The sequence below is a fragment of the Streptomyces graminofaciens genome (genome assembly GCF_030294945.1).
Lineage (GTDB): Bacteria > Actinomycetota > Actinomycetes > Streptomycetales > Streptomycetaceae > Streptomyces > Streptomyces graminofaciens.
The window spans coordinates 808,721-833,879 of the sequence record NZ_AP018448.1 but is presented as its reverse complement, the minus strand read 5'-3'; the positions used below and the strand labels follow the sequence as shown (position 1 = coordinate 833,879).

At 70.3% G+C, this 25,159-nt stretch carries 15 protein-coding genes and 1 pseudogene; 9 read left to right on the top strand and 7 right to left on the bottom strand.

From position 1 onward, the window contains the following. Window positions 1-100: 100 nt before the first annotated feature. Window positions 101-2,932: an AAA family ATPase gene (locus SGFS_RS03495; RefSeq protein WP_286247512.1), complete on the bottom strand. Its 2,832-nt coding sequence runs from the start codon at window positions 2,930-2,932 to the stop codon at window positions 101-103. A gap of 311 nt (window positions 2,933-3,243) precedes the next feature. Here SGFS_RS03495 and SGFS_RS03490 point away from each other — a divergent pair, with 311 nt between their 5' ends. After that, window positions 3,244-6,117 (top strand): helix-turn-helix transcriptional regulator, encoded by a 2,874-nt coding sequence (locus SGFS_RS03490; RefSeq protein ID WP_286247510.1) that lies wholly within the window; start codon window positions 3,244-3,246, stop codon window positions 6,115-6,117. Window positions 6,118-6,185: 68 nt separating this feature from the next. On the opposite strand, the gene SGFS_RS03485 is transcribed toward SGFS_RS03490, so the two are convergent. Beyond that, window positions 6,186-6,422 (bottom strand): hypothetical protein, encoded by a 237-nt coding sequence (locus SGFS_RS03485; RefSeq protein ID WP_286247508.1) that lies wholly within the window; start codon window positions 6,420-6,422, stop codon window positions 6,186-6,188. A 19-nt stretch (window positions 6,423-6,441) separates the two neighbouring features. After that, a complete protein-coding gene (locus SGFS_RS03480; RefSeq protein ID WP_286247506.1) occupies window positions 6,442-6,684 on the bottom strand; it encodes a hypothetical protein in 243 nt (80 codons plus the stop codon). Window positions 6,685-6,695: 11 nt separating this feature from the next. Here SGFS_RS03480 and SGFS_RS03475 point away from each other — a divergent pair. Further along, window positions 6,696-7,270, top strand: a pseudogene (locus SGFS_RS03475) (winged helix-turn-helix domain-containing protein); the annotation flags it as partial. A 111-nt stretch (window positions 7,271-7,381) separates the two neighbouring features. Beyond that, window positions 7,382-8,710: a UvrD-helicase domain-containing protein gene (locus SGFS_RS03470; protein WP_286247503.1), complete on the top strand. Its 1,329-nt coding sequence runs from the start codon at window positions 7,382-7,384 to the stop codon at window positions 8,708-8,710. 90 nt (window positions 8,711-8,800) lie between these two features. On the opposite strand, the gene SGFS_RS03465 is transcribed toward SGFS_RS03470, so the two are convergent. Beyond that, window positions 8,801-8,932, bottom strand: a complete 132-nt coding sequence (locus tag SGFS_RS03465; protein WP_286247501.1) for a hypothetical protein — start codon at window positions 8,930-8,932, stop codon at window positions 8,801-8,803. A gap of 136 nt (window positions 8,933-9,068) precedes the next feature. After that, window positions 9,069-9,233 carry a hypothetical protein gene (locus SGFS_RS03460; RefSeq protein ID WP_286247499.1) on the bottom strand — a complete coding sequence of 55 codons (165 nt, stop codon included), beginning with the start codon at window positions 9,231-9,233 and terminating at the stop codon, window positions 9,069-9,071. A gap of 191 nt (window positions 9,234-9,424) precedes the next feature. Between SGFS_RS03460 and SGFS_RS03455 the strand changes: the two genes are divergently transcribed. The 6 genes from SGFS_RS03455 to SGFS_RS03430 all read left to right on the top strand — a co-directional run bounded on the left by SGFS_RS03455 (window position 9,425) and on the right by SGFS_RS03430 (window position 16,412). Then, entirely contained in the window at window positions 9,425-10,117 is a 693-nt protein-coding gene (locus SGFS_RS03455) for a WD40 repeat domain-containing protein (RefSeq protein ID WP_286247497.1), read from the top strand. Window positions 10,118-10,225: 108 nt separating this feature from the next. After that, window positions 10,226-10,660 carry a Ku protein gene (locus tag SGFS_RS03450; RefSeq protein WP_286247495.1) on the top strand — a complete coding sequence of 145 codons (435 nt, stop codon included), beginning with the start codon at window positions 10,226-10,228 and terminating at the stop codon, window positions 10,658-10,660. Next, window positions 10,599-12,128 carry an integrase gene (locus tag SGFS_RS03445; protein ID WP_286247493.1) on the top strand — a complete coding sequence of 510 codons (1,530 nt, stop codon included), beginning with the start codon at window positions 10,599-10,601 and terminating at the stop codon, window positions 12,126-12,128. The genes SGFS_RS03450 and SGFS_RS03445 overlap by 62 nt, the downstream gene beginning before the upstream one ends. Continuing rightward, a complete protein-coding gene (locus tag SGFS_RS03440) occupies window positions 12,125-13,861 on the top strand; it encodes a hypothetical protein (RefSeq protein WP_286247491.1) in 1,737 nt (578 codons plus the stop codon). The genes SGFS_RS03445 and SGFS_RS03440 overlap by 4 nt, the downstream gene beginning before the upstream one ends. A gap of 41 nt (window positions 13,862-13,902) precedes the next feature. After that, on the top strand, window positions 13,903-16,005 hold the full coding sequence (locus tag SGFS_RS03435; protein WP_286259775.1) for an integrase: 2,103 nt from the start codon (window positions 13,903-13,905) through the stop codon (window positions 16,003-16,005). Then, window positions 16,002-16,412: a hypothetical protein gene (locus SGFS_RS03430; protein WP_286247489.1), complete on the top strand. Its 411-nt coding sequence runs from the start codon at window positions 16,002-16,004 to the stop codon at window positions 16,410-16,412. Before SGFS_RS03435 ends, SGFS_RS03430 begins: the two co-directional genes overlap by 4 nt. A gap of 336 nt (window positions 16,413-16,748) precedes the next feature. Here SGFS_RS03430 and SGFS_RS03425 read toward each other — a convergent pair whose 3' ends face one another. Both SGFS_RS03425 and SGFS_RS03420 read right to left on the bottom strand, forming a co-directional pair. Continuing rightward, window positions 16,749-19,856 carry a hypothetical protein gene (locus SGFS_RS03425; protein WP_286247487.1) on the bottom strand — a complete coding sequence of 1,036 codons (3,108 nt, stop codon included), beginning with the start codon at window positions 19,854-19,856 and terminating at the stop codon, window positions 16,749-16,751. Next, on the bottom strand, window positions 19,853-25,129 hold the full coding sequence (locus SGFS_RS03420) for a hypothetical protein (protein WP_286247484.1): 5,277 nt from the start codon (window positions 25,127-25,129) through the stop codon (window positions 19,853-19,855). Before SGFS_RS03420 ends, SGFS_RS03425 begins: the two co-directional genes overlap by 4 nt. Between the last annotated feature and the right edge of the window lie 30 nt (window positions 25,130-25,159).

The following is a 25,159-nucleotide window of genomic DNA, read 5'->3' as shown; positions in this document are numbered from 1 at the left end:
CCGATTCCGCTTCGTGGGCGCCGCACAGGCTAAGCACAGGGAAAACTGACGCGAACCGGCGGACGCACTGCCCCGACGCGCCTGACACCGACGGATGCTGTCAGAAGGAGCCGGTCAGTACGGCGGTGACGACCTCGGTGCGGGAGCGCAGGCCGGTGCGGCTGAACAGGCGGGACAGGCGCTGGGCGACGGCGTCCTCGTTGAGCCGGAGGACGCAGGCGATCTCGTGGTTGGTGAGTCCCTCGGCGATGAGGGTGGCCAGGAGGTGGTCGTTCTCGACGGTGGTCCGTTTACGGTCGGGGACGGGGAGTCGGGCCGCACGCAGGGCGGTCCGGGTGTGGTGGCGCCACAGAGCGGCACCGATCGTGCCGAACAGTTCGTACGCCTCGTGCAGCAGCCCGGCCGGGACCGCGCCCGCGGTGGCGGCCGTGAGCAGGGTAGTCGCCGTTTCGAAGGGCAGGCCGCGGACCCGGGCGAGGTCCACGGCCTCGCGCAGGTCGCGACGGGCGGTGTCGGGTGCGTCCGGTCGCGGGACCCGGGCCGAGACCAGCAGGTGCAGCAGAGCGGACCGGTCGTTGCCGGTCCGGTCGGCGATCCGCTGAAGGTGCTCCCGGCAGGCGCTCGCCTCGGCAGCGCGTCCCAGCCTGGTCGTGGTCTCCGCCAGCAGGGCCCACAGTTCGTCCGTGCCGTAGACCTGGCCGTGCGCCCGCGCCGTGCCCAGACCGTGGCGCAGTGTCCTCTCGGCCGCGTCCAGATCGCCGAGCAGCATGCGCGCCTCCGCTTCGGACGCGTGCAGTGCGCACTGCGGCGGACTGCCGTCGGGGGCGCGCATGTCCTCGACAGTCTGGAGGGCGCTGGTGACCCGGCCCTGGGCGAGGAGCACGGCCGCCGTACGTGCCGGGAGCAGGGAGCTGTCCGACACCGGGGTGGAATAGACCTCGCTGTTGGCCAGCAGCCGGCGGGCCGATTCCAGGGCCCGGTCCCACCGGCCGGTCACGTGGTCGTACAGGAACCTGCTGAGCGGGGGCAGCACGTCCACGGGCAGGCCGGTGGTCTCCAGCAGGGTGCGGGCCGAGTCGAGGTCGTAGGAGGTGAGCAGGTCGTCGAACAGGCCGCCGGTCAGTGAGTACACCTTGCCCGGCGGCAGTTCGGGGGCATCGGTCATGGCCAGTGCCCGCCGGCACCGTTCCGGGCGGCCCATGGCCAGTTCGGCCATGGCGTGGAAGATGGCGGGTGTCACACGGGCACGGGGGCTCGTGTTCCACACCTCCTCGGTGCGTTCGAGGAGTTCCGCCGTCTCCTGCCATCGTGAGAGGTGGCACAGGGCCAGGGCCCGGCCGGTCACCTTGGCCAGGACGGGGACCGGCAGTCCGTCCCACCAGTGGGCGGTCGCGAGCCGGGACATGGTGGGCCAGTCGCGCTGGTTGGCCGTGACCGCCACGACCAGGCAGGCCGCCTCCTGGAGGTCGAGTTCGTCCAGCGTCGGCCCGGGGTCGCGGAGCAGCAGCTCCCCGACAGCGCGTCCGGTGGGGTAGTCGCACGCCAGGTAGGCGGCGGCAGCGTACTGCTGGAGGACGCGATCGCGGGCGTCGGCGTGCTCGGTCAGGTCACGGGCGGACCGCAGCCACCGCAGGACCCGCCCGTCGTCTGTCCCCGGCCTCATCCGCCGGGCGGCGGCCGTCAGTTCGGCCACCGCGCGTTCCCGGTCGACCAGGCTGCCCGCCTCCGCGATCCGGTCGGCCCGGTAGGCCGGCCCGTTCGTCTCGTCGAGAAGGCCCGGCGCCGGGAGAGTCGCGGGTCCGGTGCCTGGCGAGTCCGTGGGCTTCCAGAGGACCTCAACCGCCGCGGCGGACAGCCGGCCGCGTTCCACCGGGCTCAGCCGTTCTCGGACGGTGTGCGCGGTCAGCGGAAGACGGAAGGCCCAGCCCCCTGCGGCCGTTCCGTCCGGTCCTGGCAATTCGTCGACGATGCCTGCCTCGACCAGGCTGCGGACGGCGTCGCCGACCGCGGCGGGGGACAGACCGGTCCGGACCGCGGTCAGCTCAAGGGCCACCGGGCCGAGCGATCCCAGAACGCTCAGCGCGGCGGCCACCGCGCGCGACGGCCCGCCCAGTCGGTCCAGAGCCGCGACAAACCGGTCGTCATCGGGCAGCACCGGCACCTGGGCTCTCACACCGAGAAAGGCGTGACCGTCGGCGATCCGGATGTCGCCCCGGCGGGTCCAGCCGGTGAGCAGGGCATCGACCGCCCCCGGAACCCCGCGTGTCAGCTCGGCCGTCCGCCCGGCCAGGGCGGCATCGGGCTCGGCCCGCAACCACCGCGCCGCCAGCGCGGTGATGTCGTGCGCTCCCAACGGGCTCAGGACGATCGTGCGCGCCCCCTCGACGCCGTCCAGCCGGTCCACGGCTCCGGCACCGCCCGGTACGGCGTGCCGTGCCGCCGACATCACCAACCGGACACCGGCAGCGCCCCTGGGCCATTCCATCCGGCTGAGCACGTCCAGAGAGTCGGGATCGGCATGCTGAACGTCGTCGACCAGGACCGCCACCGGGGCGCCACGGGTGAGAGCGGTGCGCAACAGCGCCTCCATCGCGGCCTGATCACGCTGGTCGACGGCCAACAAGGCCCGGGCGACCGGCCCTTGGGCCGACGGGCGCTGTTCCGTGCCGGAGGGGCGCTCCTCCAGCGCCATGATCAGTCGCAGCACCAGCAGCAGCGGCCGCTCGCCGTCGCCGGAGACACAGAGCACTGTGCGGACGGCCGCTCCCCGGGCTCCCAGGCGCTCACCAGTCGCGTGCAGGAACGCGCTTCGGCCCACGCCGGGTTCGCCTCGCACGAGGACCAGCCGCGGGCCTTGGGGGGCGCCCAGCAGGGCGTCGATCTGCTCCGACTCGTGTTCGCGGTCGAGCAGCCGGCGGTCGGTTCGGTCCATACGCGCCGGTGTGCCCCAGCGGACCAGTTCGTCGGTGCCCGACCACCACACAGCCACTGTCCCGTACATCCTTCGTCTCGGAGATCCGCCCGGGCGGGTGAAGACACGTTGTCACCGGCCTTGTACCCGCGCCCGGTCCTTCGTCGGTGCGCTGCCAGTATGAGCGGCGTCGTCACGTGTGACCTGCCAGGCCCTCTCCGCACGAACTCCCGCTGCTGAACGTGACGTTGATTTCCGCTCCGATAAGACAACGGTAAGAGGACGGGTGTCATCTCTCCTCCCGGGGGAGGAGCGACGAACGAGGTGGCACCGTGCGGGACCGACGTGGAACGGTCATCGGCAGAGAAAGCATCGTCCGCGAGTTGGCGGACACCCTGCGCACCACCGGAGAGGCGGCGCGCGTCCTGCTGCTCGTCGCCGGGGCGGGCATGGGCAAGACAGCCGTGCTGGAGGAGGCGCGACGTGCCGCGGCCGGGGACGGAGCGGCAGTGCTCCGGCTCGGCTGGCACGACGAGGACCCGGAAGAAGCGGCGGAGACGGCATCGGACGAACCGCCGGACGAGGACGCCACGGCTCTTGCCGACGCGATCGTCGTCACCGCCGGATGCGGCCTGTTCCTCGCCGACCCCGACGACTGTCTGTTGCCGCTGCCCACCGCCCACCGGACACGGCTAGCAGCCGCGGCGCGCAAGGGCGGCGTGAACGGACTGGCCGCGTTCTCCGACGCACTGGCCACGGCGGCCCGCCGATTACCGTTCGCGCTCCTCGTCGACGGCGTCGAGCGCATGCCGGAGCACATCGCCAGCATCTTGGAACTCCTCTTGCGGATCTTCCGCCCGCACGGCGTCCCAGTGGTGCTGGCCGGAAGACCCCGCCCCCCGGCGGACCACGGTCAGGCCCGGCTGACGGCCGCAGCCGACCGGGTCCTCGAACTGCCACAATTACGGCCGACGGACGCCGCCGCGCTCGTCGACCTCCACATCACCCGGCGGTTCGGCCACGCGGCCGAACCCACGCTGGCGGACGCCGTGGCGCGGGCCCTGGGCACACTGGCGGGCAACCCGCGCGCCGTACTGTCGGTCCTCGACACCCTCAACGCAGAAGACCTGCTGGAACTCGACGGCCGGATGTGTCTCACCCGTGCGGAGAAGCTGCTGCGGCTGACCACCACGGACGCCTTCCTCCTCGGGCTGGGGCGGCCCCACTCGCTCCCGTACCCCCCGATCCTCAACGCGGCGATCGTCACCGCCCACGTGCTGAACCACGCCGACGTGCACATCGACGACGCGTTCAGGATGACGCCGTCGGCAGGCGCCCGAGTCCTTGAGCACGCACTGGATCGCCTCATCACGGACCGCGTTCTGACCGCCGATCCGCGGGGCTGGCTGTCGTTCGCCGTTCCGGCGCTCGCCGCGGCCTTGCGGACCCTGCCCTTCCAACGCGATGTGCAGGGCAACTCCGCCCGGTACGTCACGCGGTTGGCGGGCAGGCTCGGCCCCGAGGCCACCGGCCGCGGCTATCCGCGGCTGGCCGATCGCGTCGCGGCCTCCGGCCCGCTCGTGGACGACGATCTCGCGATACCGCTGCTGCTCGCCGCAGCCCGTGAGGAAGCCAGGGCCGACTGGCCCCGGTCGGCCCGCGCCTACGCGGCGGCACTTCGCCGGCTCGCACCGCGGGACGAGCGCACCCCCGGCGTGCTCCAGGAGGCGAGCGAGCTGAGCCTGCGGCACGGCGACCACGACGGACTCCTGGCCCTCGCCGAGCCACTGCTCGCCCACGCGGACACACCGCGCGCCGAACACACCGAGGAGGGGAAGGAACCAACCGGCCTGCACGGCATCGGCGTCGCATGGACGTGGGCGGCGCTGCACGAACACCGAGTTCTCCACGCCGACGACCACCGCGCCCTCTGCCGCGGGCGGACGGACGCCCGACTCCCGTCCGCGGCTGAGCTGGCGGCACTGGGCGGCCTGTACGGCATCGGCCCACTGACGCCTCGGCCCTCGACAGCCGCGGGCCCCACCCCTCACTCCGACCCCGGTCACCGCCGTACGCCATTGCCCTCACCCGCCGAACTGCGACTGGTGGCCGCCTCGGTGGGCAGCCACGCCGAACTGGGCCGCGCGCGGCGGAACCTGCCCCCCGACGCCATCGACGACCAGGCACTGGACCGGCTGCGCCACGCCGCCGCGTACGCGGACCTCACCGGCGCGCTCGCCGCCGTCCTCGGCGACCGGTACACCGCGGCCCCCGACTGCGTCGCCGTCCAGTACCAGGGCATGGTGCGCGACTACCTGGCGGGGAACTGGGACGCCGCGCTCACGACCGCCCGACGCGTCGAAGTACGCTGCCGGACCCACAGCACGGCGGGCGACCCGCACCTGCCACGTGTGCTGGCCGCGGAGATCCACTGCGCTCGCGGGGACCTCACACGCGCCCAGGCATGGCTCGATCTGGTCCCCGACGCCCTCGACCATCCTCTGGCGGCACGCGCCCGCCTGGCCTTCCGGTACTGGTCGGGCCGGAAGGAGGAGGCATCGGAGAGGGCCTGGCGCGACGCCCGGCAGGCCCGCAAGAACGGCCAACTCGCCGGCACCGAACGGCTTTTGCTGCGCATCCTGTCACTCTCCGCCCGGCAGCACCGGTCGCCCCTGACCCAGCGGGCACTGGAGGAACTGGAAACCCTGCATGACGAGGCCGCTACACCCATGACGTACGAGACCCTCCTCATCGCCCGGGGTATCGCCCACCACGACACAGACAGCGCACTGACCGCCCACCGCTCGATCCAGCGCCGCGAAGACGTCCACCTGAGCGTCGTCTCCGGCATGTGCCTGACACGCATCGCCGACGACCCCCGCGCCTGGCTGACCGAGGTCATGTGCAACGCCCAACTCCTCGGCCTCGGACGTCCCTTCCGCACCGCCGTCACCCATGCCGCACAGCTGCGCGGGATTCCCCTGCCGAGGCTCCGCCAAGCCCGGCAGAAGCTCACCGAACCCGACATCATCCTGGTGCGCATGGTCAGCAACGGCGCGACCAACCGGCAGATCGCGGCGGAACTCGCCTGCAGCACCAAGACCGTGGAACAGCGGCTGACACGGCTGTTCCAGCACACCAGTGCCCGCTCCCGGTCAGAACTGGCCGCCGCCTGGCTGAACGGCACCCTCGGCAACGAGACCTGACCGCGAAACGACTGCGGCCCGCCGAGGAAAACCCTCGGCGGGCTGTGTCGTTCGTCCGCACTGCTATGTCATTTCCCGCCCGTGGTGGCCGCCTTCAGCACGGTGCACTCGGAGTCCCACCACGGAAGGTCCCCGCGGACCTCGCTCAGCCGGCGCTCCGAGTAGTCCGGCGGAGCGTCGGGGATTCCCTCGGCGTCGAGGAGGTGGAAGTCCGCCGCGGCGCCGGTGAGGCTCAGCCGTCCGTCCGGGAAGAGGCCGAGGTCCATCCACCACCCCTTTCCGGCCGCCGAGGGCGTGCTCGACATGATCGCGAAGGGCAGCAGCTCACGCTCCAGCGGCTTGTCGCTCCACTGGAGCGACCCCAGCCCGCGGCAGGGCGGCGTTCCCCGTGCGGTACTGCAGGGCCGTACGCATGACGGGCAGCAGTCCGGCCCTGCCGGTGAGGGGGCACACCCGGCAGTCGAGGAGGCAGACATCCTGCAGCGCGTCGGGCTCTCGCAGGGGATCCCAGTCGAAGGGGTCCGCGGATGTGCCGTTGCCGGTGAAGAGGTCTTCGACGGAGGTCATGGGATCGGGATGTGGTACTCAGGTTGAACTCGTGGAGTCCGCGGGTGCGCCTTGAGGCGGCCGAGCGGTTTGCTCGTGGTGAGAAGACCGATGTTGTCGCGAGGGAGCTTCGGGTGACGTCGCGGTCGGTGCGACGTTGGCGGCGGGAGTGGGAGCAGGGCGGTGCGGACGCCCTGCGCTCGAAGGGGCCGGCCTCGGTGGAACGGCTCAGTTCCCGGCAATGGGAGCGGCTGGAGCGGGAGTTGAAGCGGGGTCCGCTCACGCACGGCTGGGACGACGAGTTCCAGGGGTGGACGCTGAAGCGGGTCAGGCTGCTGATCGGGCGGATGTTCCACGTCGGGTACACGGTCCAGGGTGTGTGGAAGCTGTTGCGGCGGCACGGCTGGTCCGCGCAGGTGCCCTTGCGGAGGGTGATCGAACGCGACGACGAGGTGATCGAGGTGTGGAAGGCAGAGGTGTGGCCGCAGGTAAAAGGACCGCGGCGGACCTGGGCGCCCACATCTGCTTCGAGGACGAGGCAGGCCAGGGGCTGAGGCCGCCGAAGGGACGCACCTGGGCACCGCGCGGAGCCCGGCCGGTGGTCAGGTCTTGATCAAGTTCCTTGAGGAGCTGCGGCGGCTGCGCAAGCAGAGTGCCGAGCAGCAGAAGACGATCGAGATCCTGAAAAAGCGGCAGCCTTCTTCGCCAAGGACAGCGAGTGAGCGAGGTCTACCGGTTCATCGCTGCGGAGAAGGCCGTCTACCCGGTGACCCTGCTGTGCCGTGTCCTGGGCGTGGTCCGCTCCTCGTACTACGCCTGGCTGGAGGCGGAGGAGGCCCGGCAGGTCCGGGCCCGGGCGGATGACGCGCTCGCTCACCAGATCACCGTGATCCACCTGGCCTCGAAGGGGGCCTGCGGTGTTCCGCGCGTCACCTTGCGCACCGTGGCCCGCGTCTGCCACACCTCCGACGCGACGATCACCCGCCACCACGTCCCGCACCTGCGCGGCCTGGAAGAGCCCAGCCTGCACGCGCAACTCGCCGCCCACATCGTTCCGTACGCCCGTAAAGCCTGGCTGGACCTGCAGCACCCCGACGACGGCGGCGTCCGCTTCGACCACGACCACTACCTCAAGATCTGGGCCCTCACCCAGCCGAAGATCGACGCCGACTTCCTGCTCCTGGACGAAGCCCAGGACACCAACCCTGTCGTCGAACAGATCTTCCTCGCCCAACACGACCGCGCCCAACTGGTCATGGTCGGCGACTCCGCCCAGGCCATCTACCACTGGCGCGGCGCCAAAGACGTCATGACCGGCTTCGACGGCACCCAGCTTGCCCTGTCCCGGTCCTTCCGCTTCGGCCCCCGCCTCGCCGAGGAAGCCAACCGCTGGCTGCACCTGGCCGACGCCCCCATCCGTCTCACCGGCGTCGACGCCGTGCCCACCGAACTCGGCCCCGTCACCCGGCCCGACGCGGTGCTGTGCCGTACCAACGTCGGCGCCATGGCCCAGGTCATGGAGCCGCTGTCCGGCGGACACCGGGTCGCGCTGGCCGGGGGAGGAGACAGCCTGCGCGCTCTGGCCCTGGCCGCCCGCGACCTCAAAGAAGGACGCCGCACCACCCACCCCGAACTGGTGCTGTTCACCACCTGGGGCGACCTGCAGGACTATGCCGCCTACGACCCCGCCGGACGCGACCTCCAACCCCTGGTCGACCTGGTCGACCCCCATGGCACCGACGCCATCCTGGCCGCCGTCACACATCTCGTCACCGAAGACCGGGCTGAGGTGACCGTCTCCACTGCGCACAAGGCCAAAGGCCGTGAGTGGCCGCTGGTGAAAATCGCTGACGACTTCACCCCGCCAATGGCCGACGGCCCACCGGGCAACACGGCTCCGAGGGCGGCACGCCCGATCGATGACAAGGAAGCCTGTCTGGCCTACGTAGCCGTCACCCGCACCCGGCACCGCCTCGACATCGGTGGCCTGTCCTGGATCAACGAGCATCCGGAAAGTTCCGTGGCCAGTCCCCGGTCGCCGCAGTGATCACACAGAGTGGCAATACCGAGGCAGGCGGAGGGGGCGCAGCACTTCTTCGGCAGCAGGGCCAGGGCCGCCGGTAGGACAGCGCTCGTCTCAGCTGCGGTATCCGCGGTCGAAGTCGGCTCCCCGCCGACTCTCTTCCTCTTCGAGGACGTCGAGGTCGTGCAGGGTGTCGGTGGCGAAGGCGCGGACAGCGGCGTTCGGATCGGTCAGTAGCGGAGCCAAGGAATTCATCCGCAACCACCAGACGCGCTACCGCGACCAGGTCATACCCACCGCCTGGTCAACAGCACCCTCATTGGATCTACACCCAACCGCGTTTCGCCAGGCCGACGCGCCCGCCTGGGAGTTGGTAAGCCACTCAAGGGATCAGAGCGGCGATCAATAGGGTAAGGGGCAGAAAAATTAGGGGAGTTGCCATCACCCAGCCCATGCGCGAGGACGTTTTCGCACCGACAAGGATGCAGAACGGTGCCATGAGGAGCACGTAGAAGAAGAATGCAAAGATCATGACGCCTGCGCCCACGATGTCCTCCTAGCGGTGCCTGCCGCGTGTTCGCGCCAGCTGCTGCACGGTCACCCGCACAGAGCTATTTGAACACGTTCAACTTCGATCGGTGTTGTCACGGCCCGGGATGCCTCGCGGGCACGAAAGCGTGCACACGTGCACGAGCACACGCGTGCAACGAGACGTGACGGCAGGACGGGAAGCCGTCGATGGTTCCCGGGAGGGTCCCGACGCGTGCCGCGTGGCGGGCGTGGCGCGGGTGTGAGGTGCCGCAGACGCCCAGCGCCCACGTCGGCCGCGTGACTACGATGGTGGTCAGTCCGGATGGCTCCTGGCTCGCTACCGCCAGTCGAGACGGGACCGCGCGTATCTGGGACGCCGCGACCGGACAAGAACTGCACATCCTGACCGTGCACACGGCTTCGGTGTTCGCAGTGGTGGTCAGTCCGGATGGCTCCTGGCTCGCTACCGCCAGTCGAGACGGGACCGCGCGTATCTGGGACGCCGCCACTGGACAAGAACTGCACACGCTGGACATCTTCGCGGTGGACGCGATGGTGGTCAGTCCCGACGGCGCCTGGATCGCCACGACGAGCTTCCGTACCGACACCATGCGGATCTGGGACGCCATCACCGGGCAAGAACTGCGCACGCTGACGCGTCACCCATACGGGGTGACCGGAACGGCGTTCAGTCCGGACGGCACCTTGCTCGCCATCACCAGCGTCGACGGAACGATACGGATTTGCAGTCCTGAGACCGGCTTGACGTTAACCATGATGCGCACCGACAGCCCCTTGCTCTCTTGTGCCTGGACTCCCGACGGGCGGTGCCTGCTTGTGGGCGGGCTCGAAGGAATCTTTGGATACACCTTTCGCCTGGCTTCCAACGGACCTCATTAGGCCCTTGAGCCTGCCACCGACGCACGGTGTGACAGCGCGGAAGCCAGCAAAAAATAGCTCCTGACCTGCGGATTCGCAGTCCTTGCTTCAGTCAACACGCCGATTCCGGTGCAGCTCTACGCGGCTACCGAAGAGCACACCGTGCGGCTCCATGAGATCCATACCGCCGACGGCAGCCGTGTCCAGCACCGCCGCTTCTGTGCTGCGGAAGGGCGGGAGATCAGCAATTCCGAGGTCGGTCGGGGCGTCGCCCTCCCGGACGGCCGCATGCTGCCGCTCTCCGAGGACGACCTCGCCCGCCTGCCGCTGCCGACCAAGCGCACGATCACGGTGATGGGATTCATCGACCCGCAGGGCGTGATCCCGATCAGCTACGACCGGCCGTACTACGTCGCTCCCGCCGCAGGGACCGCAGACCGGCCGTACGCTCTGCTGCGTTCCCTGATGCTTGAGCGTGTTCAAGCATCAGGAGAGGTGTGCATTGAGTACGTGGCATGTGGTGCGGGTGCCGGATCCGGAGCGGTGGGGGCCGCTGCCGACTGATGGCGTCCTGGGGGTACGGGACCTGCCGGGGGCGGTGGCCCGTATCGGGCTGAGGCCGGGCGATCCGGTGTTTGTACGGCCGGACGGCATGGTCGATGCGGAGCTGCTCGATTTCGTCCGCTCCGGCGAATTCAGGAATCTGGAACGGGAATCGAAGCGGAACTACGCGACGGACTACCGAATCCTTCTGGAGTTCCTGTCCTCGCGCAGGCTGTCGTGGAGAGAGGCCACTGAGCAGGATCTCGCGGACTTCCGTGACTGGCGCTGCCGGGCCCCGGAGAACCCGCAGCGGATCGGCGGGACGAAGTGGAACCGTGAGGCGGCGGCGTTCACGAAACTGTTCAAGTGGGGGAAGGTCCACCCGCTGCCGGTGGACGTCGCACGGCGGGTGGACCGGGCCGCGGACTCGGTGAGTGCGCGGGTGTCGTGGTTGACGCCGCGGACCTGGGGCCTGTGGTCGGACGTCGGGCTGCGCGGTCACACACGGGCCAGGGCGGCGGCGCCGGGGTGGGAGTCACGGACGGAGATGCGCAACACGAGTTTCGTGCAGTTGCTGCTGAGCTCGGGCCTGCGCCGGCAGGAGGGCGGTTCGCTGCTGACGTTCGAGCTCCCGACACAGCAGCTGCGGCACGGGCGTTACATGCACGGTCGCATCGCGGGTGCCGTGACGAGGTCGAAGAACACCCGCACGTTCTACGCGTCGGTGGACGCCGTCGGCCAAGTTGAGGCTTACGTCCAGTCGGAGCGGGCCTGGGCCGTTCAACGGGCCCAGGAGAAGAGCACCTACGACCGGCTGCCGTTGGTGCGGCTGATCACGAAGGTGACGCGCGGACTGAAGCCGAAGATCGAGTGGGTGGACGCCGACGGCGTTGTCGGCGGGCAGGAACTGAGCCGGCTGGGGTGGAGGGAACGTCAGTGGCTGTTCCTGGAAGGGCCGGACGGGCCGGAGCCGGCGTGGTTGTGGCTGACCGAGCAGGGCCTGCCGATGGCCCCTGACCGGTGGAACGGCGTGTTCAGGAGCGCGAACCTGCGTTGCGAGGAGGTCCTGCTCACCGAGGAGGAACGGAAGATCGAGCGGAGCTTCCGGCTTGCGGAGGTGCGCGGGAAGACTCCGTACGCGACCCCGCACTCTGCCAGGCACTCGATGGCCCTCTACACGCTGATCCTGCTCAACGAGCTGTTCGAGTCCCGCTACGGGCTCACGAGGCAGGACCGGCAGGACTTCGCCCAACTGTTCGGCGACCCGTGGTGGCTGGTCAAGACGGTCTTGGGGCACTCGGACGTGGAGACGACGAAACGGCACTATCTCGCGCCCGTTTCCCACCTGCAGCTGGAGTCGATCCTCGCCGCGGCGGAGACCGCCGACGAGGGCCAGGACGTCGAGGACCTGGACGACGTCTTCTCCCGGCTGGCCCGGGAGACGGTCGGCATCCAGGACATCGACGCTCTCCTCGAGGCAGCCGGATGAGCGGGCGGGGACGGCGGGCCGTCCTGCCGCCGGCCGACCACCGCACCGAGCCCCCGACAGCCCCGGACGGGCTGGTCGTCACCATCGTGAACAAGGCTGGGCACAAGCAGGCTTACGACTTCGCCGACTTGCCGGTTGCGGAGCCTGTGCAACGTTCCCTGGCCGCTGCCTTCGCCGCGCAGTCCCGCCTCTGGAACAGTCACAGAACCGCGGGGAACCACTGGGGCAGGCTGCTGGTGTTCGCGCGGTTCTTGTCCGATCTGGAGCATCCTCCCCAGGACCTGAGCGAGCTGACCGCCGCCACGCTCAAGCGCTGGCGCGCCCAGCACATCAGCACCAACTACGGCAGGAGCACTTTGCGGCCCGTACGCACCCTCCTGCAGAACGCTCCGCAGCTCGGCACCGGGCCGGTGGCCGAAGAGCTTGCCCGCCGCGTCCCCAGCCCGAGGCCCAGCAAGCAGTCCTATGAGGAATCGGACCGGGAGCGGGTGCTGCGGGTCGCGCGACAGCAGTTCCGGAGCGCGTGGATGCGCATCCGCGAGAACACCCTGCTGCTGGAGAGCTGGCGGGCCGCCGCGCTGAAGGAAGGCAGCCGTGAGTGGCGGATCGGTAAGATCCTCGATCACCTTGCCCGCACCGGTGACGTCCCTCGCACCGCATCGTCGGGCGGGAAGCACCACGTGACGAATCGCAGGCTGTTGGGCGGCAAGAGCCCCGACGGCACGTGGGGCAGGCTGTTCCTGACGCGCATGGAGGTCACGGCGCTGGCCGTCTTGCTGACCGACCGGTTCGCCTGGAACCTGTCCGTTTATGACCGGATGCCGGCCCCGACCTCGACGCCGTCGGTTGGAGAGACGGCCTCGGTGACCTACGAGGTCCAGGTGGAAAAGCGCAGAGCGGGCGGGGGCCGGTGGTTCTCCACAGAGAACATCACCGACTCCGGGGCTGACTCCCCAGGACGGCTGATCACGCAGGCGCTGGAGGCCACCGCTCCTGGTCGTGCGCTGGCTGCCCGCCTGGCGCCAGGGTCCGATTTGCTGATGGTCTCGCGCACGCACAGCCTCAGCGGGGCGGACTTTCAGGACTTGGACCGGCCCCGCCCGGTGGGTCTTTTGTCCTTCGGTGTCGCCGACTACGACGCGAAATGGTGGGCTCACACCAACGGGCTGGGAGGGTCGCCGTTCCAGAGGGCTCGCCGGACCACGGTGACGCGGGAGGGCCGGCCCATGCAGCACACGCGGGGCACCCACGAGAGCACCTATGTTCTGCCCGACCAGCGTGTTCAGCGCGCTTCCCGGGACGTCTTCGAAGCCGGTGCCCGCGAGGCCCTGGAACAGGCCAAAGCCGTTGTCTTCGCCGGGAACATCTCGGACATGCCGGATCCGGATCATCAGGAGACCGCCACGGTTGACTGCGCGGACGACACCGCCAGCCCCTGGCCGGCTCCGCAGGGCGGATGCGGGGCGGACTTCCTGCTCTGCCTGGCCTGCCGCAACGCGCACGTTCATCCCGGCCATCACTCGCGGCTCGCTCATCTGCACGAGCAGCTGCGGAGCCTGCGGTCTGTTCTGGACGACCGCGCCTTCAGCGAGCGCTGGAGCGATCATCTTCTGCGGCTGGATGACCTGCGTGACAAGGTCGGCCAGTCCGTCTGGAGGGTGGCTCAAGACCGCACCGACGACACCGACCGGGCTGTTGTCCAACTCTTGGTGAAGGGAGAGCTCGCCCCGTGACCACCGCTGCGGTCTCCGAGAGCGACCCGTACAGGCTGCCCATGCCCGCCCCGGACTCGCTCGTGGTGCTGCCCCGGTGGATCAGCGCTGGCAATACGCACCCGAACTCCCGTTATCAAGATCCCGTCTGGTCCCTTGCCCCACTCATCGACAACCCCAGCACCTGCCTGATCGCGATCCGGTGGAAGCACTGTCCGCCACCCCTGCTCGGCCAGCTGAAACTGGTGGTCTGGACGGTGATCAACGGCCAGCTTCGTCCCACCTACCTCAAGACCCGCGGACACGGGGCAAGGCCCCGGACATCGAGCCTGGACATGCGGGACACGTGCTACGAGTGGATGCGGCTCGCGCGTTGGCTGCATGAACGCGGTATCGACAGCCTCGCCGCCTGTAGCGCCAAGGAGTGGCAAGCCTATGCAAGCGAGCGCTGGGACAGCGGTGTCAACCGCGACACCGCAGAGGCCATCTGCGCAAACCTGACGGATCTTTGGGCATTCGACCAGCTCAGCGCCCGCCCTACGGGCATCACCCGGCCTCCGTGGGACACCCTGGGCTTCGACGACTTCCTCCCCGCGGCCGACGGCACGGCCCGGGGAGAGAACTCGACGGAGCCGTTGGACCCGCAGGTCCTCGGACCGCTGCTGGTCTGGGCTATCCGGTTCGTCGAGGACTTCGCCGATGACATCCTCGCCGCCTGGACCGAGCGATGCCGTCTCACCGCCCTGGCCACCGCCAACACGCCAACTGCCGAGGGCCGGGCCGCACTTCAGGAGTTCCTGCTGAGTCGAGTCCGAGCTGGCGCGTGCCTGCCCAGCACCTCAAACAGAGGGAGGCTGGGGCTGGCCGTTACCTACGTCGCAGCCGTCACCGGCGCCAGCCGCACCCAAGTCGACCACTTCAAAGAACGACATGGCCTCTCGGCCCTGGCCGCCCAGCGACCGGGGCCGTGTCCGATGCGGGTGCCGGTCACCGGGCAGATCAACGGCAAAGCCTGGCGCGAGCACCTGGATTTCAACGAGGCCGCCGAGCTGATGCGGCATCTCGGCACCGCCGCCATGATCACCTGCCTCTATTTGACCGGCATGCGACCGCAGGAAGTCCAGGGCCTGCGGTCCGGGTGCTGCCCCGACCCCGAACCCGCCGCCGACGGCACCGTCGGACGACACCTGATCCGCAGCCGCCACTACAAGAACGTCACCGACGATGACGGCAACCACGTCTCCGACGGCGAGGAACGTGAGGTCCCCTGGGTCGCCATCACGCCGGTTGTCCAGGCCATCCGCGTTCTGGAACTCATGGTGCCCGAGGGGGAACTCCTGCTCAGCGCCGCTTACCACGACTTCCCCGACTCGCGCGGCTACCACGGCACGTTGAAGAAGAACGCCCTGAGTAACCGGGTCGAGAGATTCGTGGCTTGGGTGAATCATGAAGCCGAGGAGCAGGGCCTGCCCGGACAGGCAATCCCCGAGGACCCGCACGGCGCGATCGGCCTGAGACGGTTCAGAAGGAGTCTGGCCTGGCACATCGCCCGCCGTCCGGGCGGACTGATCGCGCTCGCGATTCAGTACGGGCACATGCGCACCATCCTGGATGTGCGCACCTCCAGTGGCTACGGGTCCCGCAGTCGCGGCGGCATCCACAGCGAGCTCGACATCGAGACCGCTCTCGCCGCAGCCGACACCGCCGCCCGTCTGCGCGACCGCCTCGCCGCCGGGGAGAAGGTCTCCGGCCCCGGCGCCCGACGGGCCCTCACCGCTGCCGCCCAGACCCCGCGCTTCGAGGGACGCATCGTCCCTGGGACGTTCGCGAGGAAGGCCGCCAAGTTCCTCGCCCGGGACGGCGTGGTGCTCTATGACAACCCCGACGCGTTCTTGATCTGCGCGTTCAAACACGACACCGCCCTCTGCGAACCCGAGCCCGGCGCGACGGCCCCGCGGCAGTACGACTGCCGGCCCGGCTGCGGCAACACCGTCCGCACCGACACCCATGCCCACCAAATGCGGGAACGCGCCAGCGAGATCGATCAGCTCGCCGCCTACGCCCCCGGCCCGGTCGGCAAGCGGCTACGAGCCAACGCCGACAAACTCCGCAGGACGGCCGACACCCACGACTCGACCGCCCAGACCACCGAGGCACTGGCATGAACCACCAGCACCAGGACGAGCGCTCCCGCATCCGGGAGGCCATGGACCGGCTCCTGACCGGACAAGCCACCGCCTCCAACGGCAGCCTCACCGTCGTTGCCCTCGCCGCAGAGGCAGGCGTCCACCGCATGGCCCTCCAAAAGCGGCATGCCGACCTCAAGAACGAGTTCTACGAGCGTGTCCGCACCGAGACACGACAGGTCCCAGAATCCGAAAGACGCCTTCGTGAGACCGTCACCAAGCTCAAGGAGACCGTCGCCAACCAGAGAGCCGAGATCAAGGAGCTGCGCCAACTGGTCACCAGGCTCACGTTGGCCAGCGCCGTGCTCACCCGAGATGATTATCAGCAGGCGCAGGGCCCACCTGCCGCCGACAACGTCGTGCCGTTCCGCCGGTCGACATCCTGAAGGTGGACGTCCTCGACCGGTTGGGCCCGGCGCACCGCCCGGAAGGGCAGGCTGCCGGTGTCGGCAGGGATATGCCACGACCGAGGACTTCCCCGCTCTGGAGAGCAGAAGGCCGAGGGCCTGGGCTCGGATGACCGTGCTGGTGCCGTCAGGGGTGCCGAGCTTGGCGCGCAGGTTCTCCGCGTGCTTGTCGACGGTGCGCCGGGTGATGTGGCCCACCCAGAACGCACGGCCAAGCTGCCGCAGTAGAACCAGGCGCATGCATCCTGCCGACACTGCCGGTCAGCCATCCTCAGCGTTTCCGCGGTACGCCATAGAGGGCGAGAAGGTTGTCTATCAGGAGGCCCGGGTGACCGGGCTGCGTCGGCCGAGTGGGTCCACGACGACGAGGTCGTAGTGCGTACCAGCCGGGACAGGGGCGGCGTCCTTCCATGAGAAGGCGGCAGCTTCGACGGCGAGGACCGCCCGTTCCTGCGGTGCGCTACCGGGCGTGCCCCGGTAGATCTCCAGTCGGTACGGTGTGCCCGACGCGGGGTGTGCTGTCGGCAGGCCGCTGAGGGCGAGGGTGACTGAGCCGTCGGCCGCCGTGGTGAGCACCGGAGCAGCCGGAGCCGCGGGGGGAAAAGGCGAGACAAGCAGGGACGCGGCTGGCAGCGAGGGTTCGCTCCACACCCCCTCCGCCTCGTCCCCAATCGCACCCCAGACGGGTTCCACGCCGCCGTCGACGGGTTCGGAGGGCGTGCCGGGAAGCAGGGGCGGCTCGGCCGGGTAGCGCACTTCGGCGTACCAGTCGGTACGGACGAAGGGGCTGAGCCCGCTCGCCGGGACGGTCACAGTCGCCGTCCACGGCCCGCCGCCGTCCGGCATCGTCAGTTTCCCGCCGGTCCACACCGGGGCGAAGTGACGGTCGGCGCCCGTACGGGTGCGGCGGACCCGGAACTCGGGTGCCTTGCCCGCCCCTGCGTCGAGCAGCTCGGGCCGCATTCCTTGGGCGCGTACGGTCAGGGTGAGTCCGCCGTCGGGCGCGGTGACGGCGTCCAGCAGGGGCGGCGGCGGCCGGTCGGCGCTGGGGATGGCGACCGGTACGAGCCCGCAGGCGGCGAACGCCGTCTCGGCGCCGCCCGCCGTGAGCGGAACGATCCGCACGAACTGGACGCTGCGCAGCCCTCCGGGGACACGGGTGGAGAAGTGGACCAGGCCGTCGGAGTCCGCAGTGCCCCCGGTCTCGCCGAGAAAGGTGAACACCCCCTTGTCGGTGAGGCGGCCGCGTGCGGCATGCAGCGGCTCGGCTTGCGCGGCCCTGACCGGACTCGTGGGCAGGGCGAGGGCTGGGGTGAGCGAGCCGGCGAGGCGGCGAGCGTCACCGAGGTAGACCCGGTAGCGGGTGGCGCCGGTAGGCGGCGGCCAGCGCAGCGACAGCTCGGCCATGCCCGTGGAGTCCATCCGGCCGGTCCAGATGACCACGGGCGAGGTGGGGATGGCCTGCGGTGCTCGGGCGTCATGGGCGAGGACATGGGTCGTGGGCTTCTCCGACAAGGTGCCGGTCGTGTCGACGAACCAGGCGACGACCGGCACTGGCCGCTGCCCTCCGACTGTGAACGCCTGGGGCTGCGCCTCGACGAGCACCGTCTGGTTCTGGACGACTGGCCGCGGCGGGAGCGCAACCCCGTCGACCTCGACCCACAGTTCGGCGATGGGTGCGCTGCCCGGGGCCGTGTGCCCGGGACCCGGGACGGTGCAGCGGAGCCGGAGCGTGCCGGGCACGCGCGCGCTGCTCGTACCGTCGTCCGGGGTCGCGTCGAAGGTGCCCTCGAGCACGGGCCAGGGTGGCGCGGGCCGGGCGGGCAGCGGTGCGGTGAGATCGTATGCGCCAACATCGGCGCCGTGGGACCACTGGCCGAACTCGTCGGCGCTCCAGACCCGCCAGCTTGCGCCGTCCGCGTCCACGGGCGCGGCGCTGTCCTCCACGACGCGGCGGTTGTTGCCGGCCCAGTTCGGCACGAGCGGCATGGCACGGCTGACGTAGCCGTGGCCGGGTGGCGGCTCGAAGCGGTGCAGCGCCACGGGCTTTCCCGGTCCCGTCCGGGCGAAGCCGACCATGCCGCGGGCCGGTTCATCGCCGAGGGAGACCGTCTGCCGCCAGGTCTCTGGGCCCGGGTGTTGCGGGTCGGCGTGCGGGTTCCAGGTGCCGGGGGTATCGGCGGCGAGGGGGAAGGGGTCGGGCGGGTCTGGCTGCGCGTCGCCTGAGGCGACCGCCAGCGCGAGCAGTGTCCGGCAGCTCCAAGGGCCGGACTCGCCGCCCGGCCGATAGGGAAGGTCGGCGATGATGCCGGGCGCGTCGGGAAAGAGGCGGTCGAGGGTGTGGTCGAGGCCGCCGGGCAGGGACGGCTGCGGTCCGAGGACGTCGCCCAGGGTGATCGGGAAGCCGAACGGGCTGCCCGGCGCATGGACGACGCGGTGCCGCTGCACGGCCCAGCGGGCCGCGATGAGCCAGATGTTGCAGTCCTCGACCGGTGCGGTGGAGCCGTATGGCACGAGGGTGGCGAGCCCGAGATAGCGGGCGATCTGCGGGTCGACGGCCATCGTCAGGAGCGACGGTGTCACCAGGGCCGTGGCCCGGCCGGTCCGTCCGTCGGCCAGAGTGAGCGTGTCGCTGAAGGCGGCGACGGCTGGCGCGGTGGCGGGATCGCCCCAGCCGCTGGTGAGCCACGGGTCGACGAACCCGGGCCCGATCCGATCCATGATCCGCTCCGTCTCGGCGGTCGGGTCGATGCCGCCGGGGGCGTCCGGCCCGAGTTCGTCCGGCGGGCTGAGCCGGGGCGGGACGGCCGAGGCGACACGGTCCCGGCCGGCGTCCTGCGGGTGTGTCTTCGGATCGGGGGCGTACCAGTATTCCGGCAACCGGATCGGCAGCCCGAAGATCAGGTCGGGGTCGCCGAGCTCGGACAGGTACACGTACGACTGGCGTACCCCGGTCGTCTCGCCGATGGTTCCCTTACCGGTCGCCCTTAGTCGGACGACGGGGGTGTGGCCGAAGCGGTAGGGCCCCGCGGTCCGGGTGGCGAGGACACGGTCACCGCCGCCCGCCGTCCGGTTGCCGTCCAGCAGGTCCACACGCAGCCCCCGGTCGTCGGGCACGGAGACCTCAGCCCAGATGTACGGGTCGTCCACGGGGACGCCGAATAGGCACCCCTCCGCCTGCCCGTCGGCGTCCTCTAGGTGGAAGGGGACGGACAGTCGATGTCCGTGGGCATCGCGCCACACGATCCGCACCCGCTCCGTCTTGGCGCCGGAGGCCCGCCAGGCGGCGAAGGGATGCAGCGGGAAGCCGATCCACGGGCTGACCTTCAGCCGCAGGTGGAAGCCCTCGGCCAGCCATGTCGTGTCGCGCGCGGCGAGGGCGCTCGCCCGGAACAGGGTGGGCGGGGCGATGGGAGTGGTCATGGCAGGTCCTTCGCGAACGCCGGCTTCGGCGGTACGGGGCAGGTGACATCGGCCGTGTTCGCAACCGTGGCGCGCTCCAGGGGCACGTCCTGCACGGTCACGGACAGGACGAGCGGGGCGGCCGGTGCGAAGGGACTGGTCGTGAGGAAGAGGATTCGGTCCCCGGAGCCGCTGCGGATCACTGTGTTGAAGGCGTGGGAGCCACAGAGCAGGCTGTTCACTCGCAGCCTGCCGCTGTATCCCACGATCCCGAGGGAGTCGGTCCGGTGGATAGGTTCGGGTGCTTCCAGCAGTACGCCGTGGAGGGCCCAGGTGCCTCCCTGATCTGTCCACAGCGCGCTCGTGCGTCCCGCGCGGGTAGGCGCAAGCCAGCCGATCCCGAGCTGGGCCAGGGCCAGTTCGAGGCCGCCGTCCGCGATGGTTTCGCCGGCGGGCATCGTGATCCGTGTGGCCTGCAGGTCACCGGGGAGCCCGTCGCCGCCAGCGCCGCCCTGGGCGAATCCGAGGTCCGTCAGGAGCGCGGCGGGGCCGCTGTAGCGGGAGGTGCTGAAGATCCCGCCGCGGATCGCCGCGCCGCCCGAGTTCCCGGAGCTTCCGGAGTCGAGGAACGGGAAGGCGAGGGAGAGTTCGTATGTGCACTGCGGCTGGAGCGTGGGCCTGCCGCCGAGCGTGGCGCCCGGCTTTGGATATGGGCAGGCCCCGGACGCGGCCGTCTCTTTCTGGAGCAGTAGATCGGCTTTGGGCTGCGCCTGCGAGACGACGGCCTGCCACATGTGGTGCGCCGCGGGGAACGCCTGTTCCTCGAACGGGTCGGGTCGACCCTTCGTCGGGTCCGTACGGCGGACACGGACGACCGTGTCGTGGTCGTAGACAGCTGCGAGATCGGGAACGTGGTTGACCTCCAGCTGCACGCCGACGGGGTCGCCGAGGAACCAGTCGCGGGTCTTGTCGCGGGGCGTCCAGGACAGCAGATAGCGCTGCAGATACACCGGGTCGAAGCGGTCCGTTTTTTGGTGGACGGTGGTGGCGGCGACGAAAGAGTCGTAGTGGGCCTTGGCTACAGCGGGCGTGCTGCCCTGCAGGTACTGCGCGTTCTTGCTGGGGGCGGGCCCTGACATATCGGCGGTGCGGAACCAGTAGCGGTCCGTGTGGTGGACCACGTTTCCGTCCTTGCCCTCGCGGCGGCCCAGGCCGTCGACGCCGATGTCTACGCGGTAGACGGTGCCGGGCCGTAGCATCGGCCGTGGCGTGACGGCTGCAGCCTTCGCCGCCGCCAGGCTGCCGGCCTGCTGGGCCGCCGAAGTGGCGGCGTCGGCGGCGTCCCAGGACTTCTCGGTGATGGCCCGGAGACCGAGTACCTGCGGAGCGAGCGCCGGGTGGTACCTCAGGGCGACCCCCTTGTAGACCCCGTCCTGCCGTTCGTAGCGGCGGACGAACGCGTCACCGATGCCCGGCTCGTCACCCGTGGGCGGAAACGGCGTGGACGAACCGTCGGGCTTGATCAGACGGACCTCCATCTGGTCGGCAAACCCATCGGGCCATGCGGGCAGATGCAGGCCGAGACACGGCTCGCGAAGCTCCTGGGAGAAGGCGAGGACGACGTCGAACCACACCTCGCCGATCCCGGGGGCGATCTCGTCCGGGGCAACGTCGAGAGGCAGCCCCTCCACGTGCGGGAGGGTGAAGGCGCCCGTGAAACGGCGCTCGATCGCGTCCAGCGGCTCGCCGAAGGAGACGGGCGTTCCAAGCCGCAGCGGGAAGGTGTACGGGAACAGGCCGACGGTCGGGTCGTCGATGGGGAGTTGGCTCCAAGTGGCCTCGACGGCGACGTTGAACTCCGAGGCGAACGCGCCGGACGCGGGCTCGGTCGGCAGCCGCCAGGGGCTTCCCGGGCTGTGCCGGCCACCGAGGCTGCCGAGAGCCCATCCGGGGTCGGCCGAGTGCCGTGTACGGCAGCGGCGCGCGATCTTCCGGGCGGGGTTGTTCGGGTCGCAGGCGCCGCCGTCGGCCAGTTTGCGGGTCCACAGGGCCGACTCCCAGGTGAGGAGCGCCAGTTCGCGGGCGCCCCGCTGGCCGGGCGCCCCGGCCTTGATTTCCTGCCAGGCGGCGTCGAGCGGCCCGCCGACCAGTGTCTCGGCCCCGGTGGCGGGGTCGACCGCGGTCAGGCTGAGCGAGGTGAGCGTGTACGTGTGGCTCACTCGGTCGTTGCCGACGACACCGTCCCCGATCTCCGTGGCGTTCCAGGCGAGCCGGTCGGTGAACGGGCCCGGCTGGAGGCCGTTGGCCGGGCCGTTGGTGAACTGCAGGAGGGGAATGGCGTCCGGCCAGACGACCGGGAGGGAGTTTGTCGGCGGCCGGGTCTCGGATCGGAGGGCGTCGGCCGTCTTGGTGTAGCGGTGGTCGGCGAGGCAGACCGATTCGAGCGGCCAGTCGGCGGGGGCGGGAATCGTGCCGCTCTTCTCGCCGAGTTCGACGGTGACACAGCCCTGCAGGCTGAAGAAGAAGAGGTCGACCTCGCCGCAGACTTTGAACTCGACCCAGGTGTCGCCGAGATCGGGGGCGACCTGAAAGGCCACGTCCGCGCTGGCGCCGATGGAGACCGGCCCCAGGTGCAGGCTGCCGGAGAGGTGTCCGACGCCGGCGAGCAGGACCGGGCGGGTGCCGAGGGCCAGCAGGACCGACGCGCTGACGTCGACGTGGATGAGCGGGATGCCGTACCGCGCGGTGAACCCGGCGCCGAAGCCGAGGGAGAACCCGGTCGGCGAGAGCGTCAGCTCGCCGCCGAGCTGCGGGATGCCGTTGCCTTCCACCATCAGGAACGCCCAGGCACCGACATCGAGGAAGTCCGGCAGCACCCGCACCTGGAGGGGGCCGGGCCCGCGGTCGAGCACGTTGTCTGAGCCGAGCCGGACATTCCACTTGTTGTCCCGGGCGGGGAACCGTGCGCCGAAGGGCGCGTCGACGGTGAACAGGACCGGCACCTCGTAGTGCCCGCGCAGCGCGGCAGTGACGCCGTCCCCATCGACGGTGAGCGCGCCGATGAGGCTGCCGCCCGCGGTCGGTGGCCCCAGGTTCTCGGTCATCTGGACACGGGGCGACAGGATGCGGCCCTGGAGGCTCGCGCGGACGGCGACGTCCGGCAGCCCGATCACCAGGACGCCCTTGGCGCTGAAGGTGAAGCCGAGGTCGGGGGCGGTGCCGACGACCGCGCCGAGACCGAACACGCTGCCGTCGGCGCAGGTGTACGCGCTGGTCTTGAACGGGTCGAGGCCGAGCTGGAAGAGGACCGGGTCGTCGCTTGGGCCGGGGCGGGGCAGCGCCGCGTGGACGCCGAAGACGCCGCCGAGCCAGTAGAGGCCGAGTCCGCTGTTGGCCAGTGGGATCGGTCCCGGCAGATCGGTCCGCAGTGAGAGGACCAGCTGGTTGACGCCTGAGCCGCAGGGTTTGTAAGTGAGCCCGGCGGCTGCGGCGACGTTGAGAGGGACGATCCTGGCGGCCAGAGCAAGGTCCAGTTGGCCCGCGCCGAGCGATGCCTTGCCCTCGCCCTCGAACAGCTCCGGCATCTCCAGGGCAGCGTCGAGCCCGCGCAGCTCGGGACGGAGAGCACCGTTCGCCCCGAGCGTTACACGGACCGTCGCCCCGCTGACCTTGACCGGGCCAAGATCGAGGGCGAAGCGGAGGTCGATCTCGAACCACTGCGAGCCGCGGCCGGAGCGGCTGCCGAGCACGTCGAAGAGGTTCTTGAGTGTTCCGTCCGACTCGACTTGCCAGCCCCCGGGGTCTTCCACGTCCACGTCGGCCTCGCCATACGAGAGGTGGAAGCGCTCGAGTCCCGACTGGGCGAAGTCGACGAGGAGCCGCACGTTGCGGTAGCGCAGGCGCATCGGAACCGTCGGATTCATGCTGATGCTCATGAACCCGAGGTTGATGGTCCTGACCAGGACGTCGACGCTGTAGTCGACCCGGAGGGAGAGTTTGGTGCCTGCGGGGGAGAAGCCGGAGTCCACCTCAACGGCGTGAACGGTGATCGTACCGTCGTTGAGGAAGGCGCTGAGTCCCGCAGCCGCCACGAGCAGCATATGGAGCGTCGCGCCGAAGCCGTCGTACGCGGTCTGCTGCGGTGCCGGCTTGGCGGCGTCGGCCATGAACGCGGTGGCGAGGGCCGCGGCGGTGACGACGACCTTGCCGGCCGCGTTCTGGGCCTTTACGGAGAGCAGCCCTTGGTCGCCGCCGGCCTCCACTACGAGGCCGAAGTCGAAGTCGCTCGTGCCCGACCTTCGGGTGAACCGGCCGGTCACGCGCAGCGGGCGCCCGCCGAGCAGCTCGATCGTGCCAACCTGCGGCGGTCCCGGGGCCTTGTCCAGGCTCCAGGAAGTGCGGATCTCGATCATGGTCGGCAATGCGGAGTCGAGTGAGGTGGCACCCGGGTCGTCCCAGACGACGGTTGCGTCGAAGGCCGGGCGTGACCCGTCGGCCGGGATGTGGGCCTCGGTCCGTCCGTAGAGGCCGGCCGGCATGCCGAGGTCGAGATCGACGGGGATCGGACCCGAGCCGACGAGCGGGGTCGTCTCGGGTAGGAAGAGCTCGGCTCCGCGGATAGCGATGCCCTGCCAAGCTGGCGCTGCGGATGGCGGCGGCCCGCCGGTCCCGCCGGTGCCAGCAACGAGCGGCGGGGGCGCGAGCGTTGCCGACGAGTCGACCGTGAGCCCGCCCGGCACATGGAGCCCGAAACCCTGGCCGCCCAGCAGGAAAGCGGCCGGTGCGGTGCCGACGGTCAGCATGCCCTGCCCCGCCGCATCGAGGGCGACGATGCCCTGCCGCGCGGCCTGTCCGGCACTGCCCTCGATCCGCACGGCCAATGGATCGGTGCCATTGAGGGTGATAGCGACCCTGTCGGCGGCTGGTGCCGCGACGATCCGGCGCTTGCCGGTGGCGGTGTCCAGCTGGACCGTGGCCGGGCCACAGGAAGCAGGCAGTTTCAGCAGCCCGCTCGCCGGTGTGAGGTCGAGCTGGAAGCCGGTGGGCGCGGCCGCCGGTCCGGTCAGCCGGAGGGCAAAGGGGATCGCGGGGCCGAGCGGAGCCATCGAGAACTGGGCGAAGCCGCCGGCCGTGTCGTCGGCCGTCGCCTTGAGCTTCCCCGAGAACGGGCCGCTGGCAGGCCCGGACGGCACGGGCAGATCGGTCGTGAGGTGCTCGAGGAGCCCCTGTACGGCGGCCGGGAAAACAATGCGGTCGTACGCTCCCGCGAGTAGAGGCTTGAGGAAGCTAAGCATCGAAATGGCCATAGGGAGCCCATCCTTCGC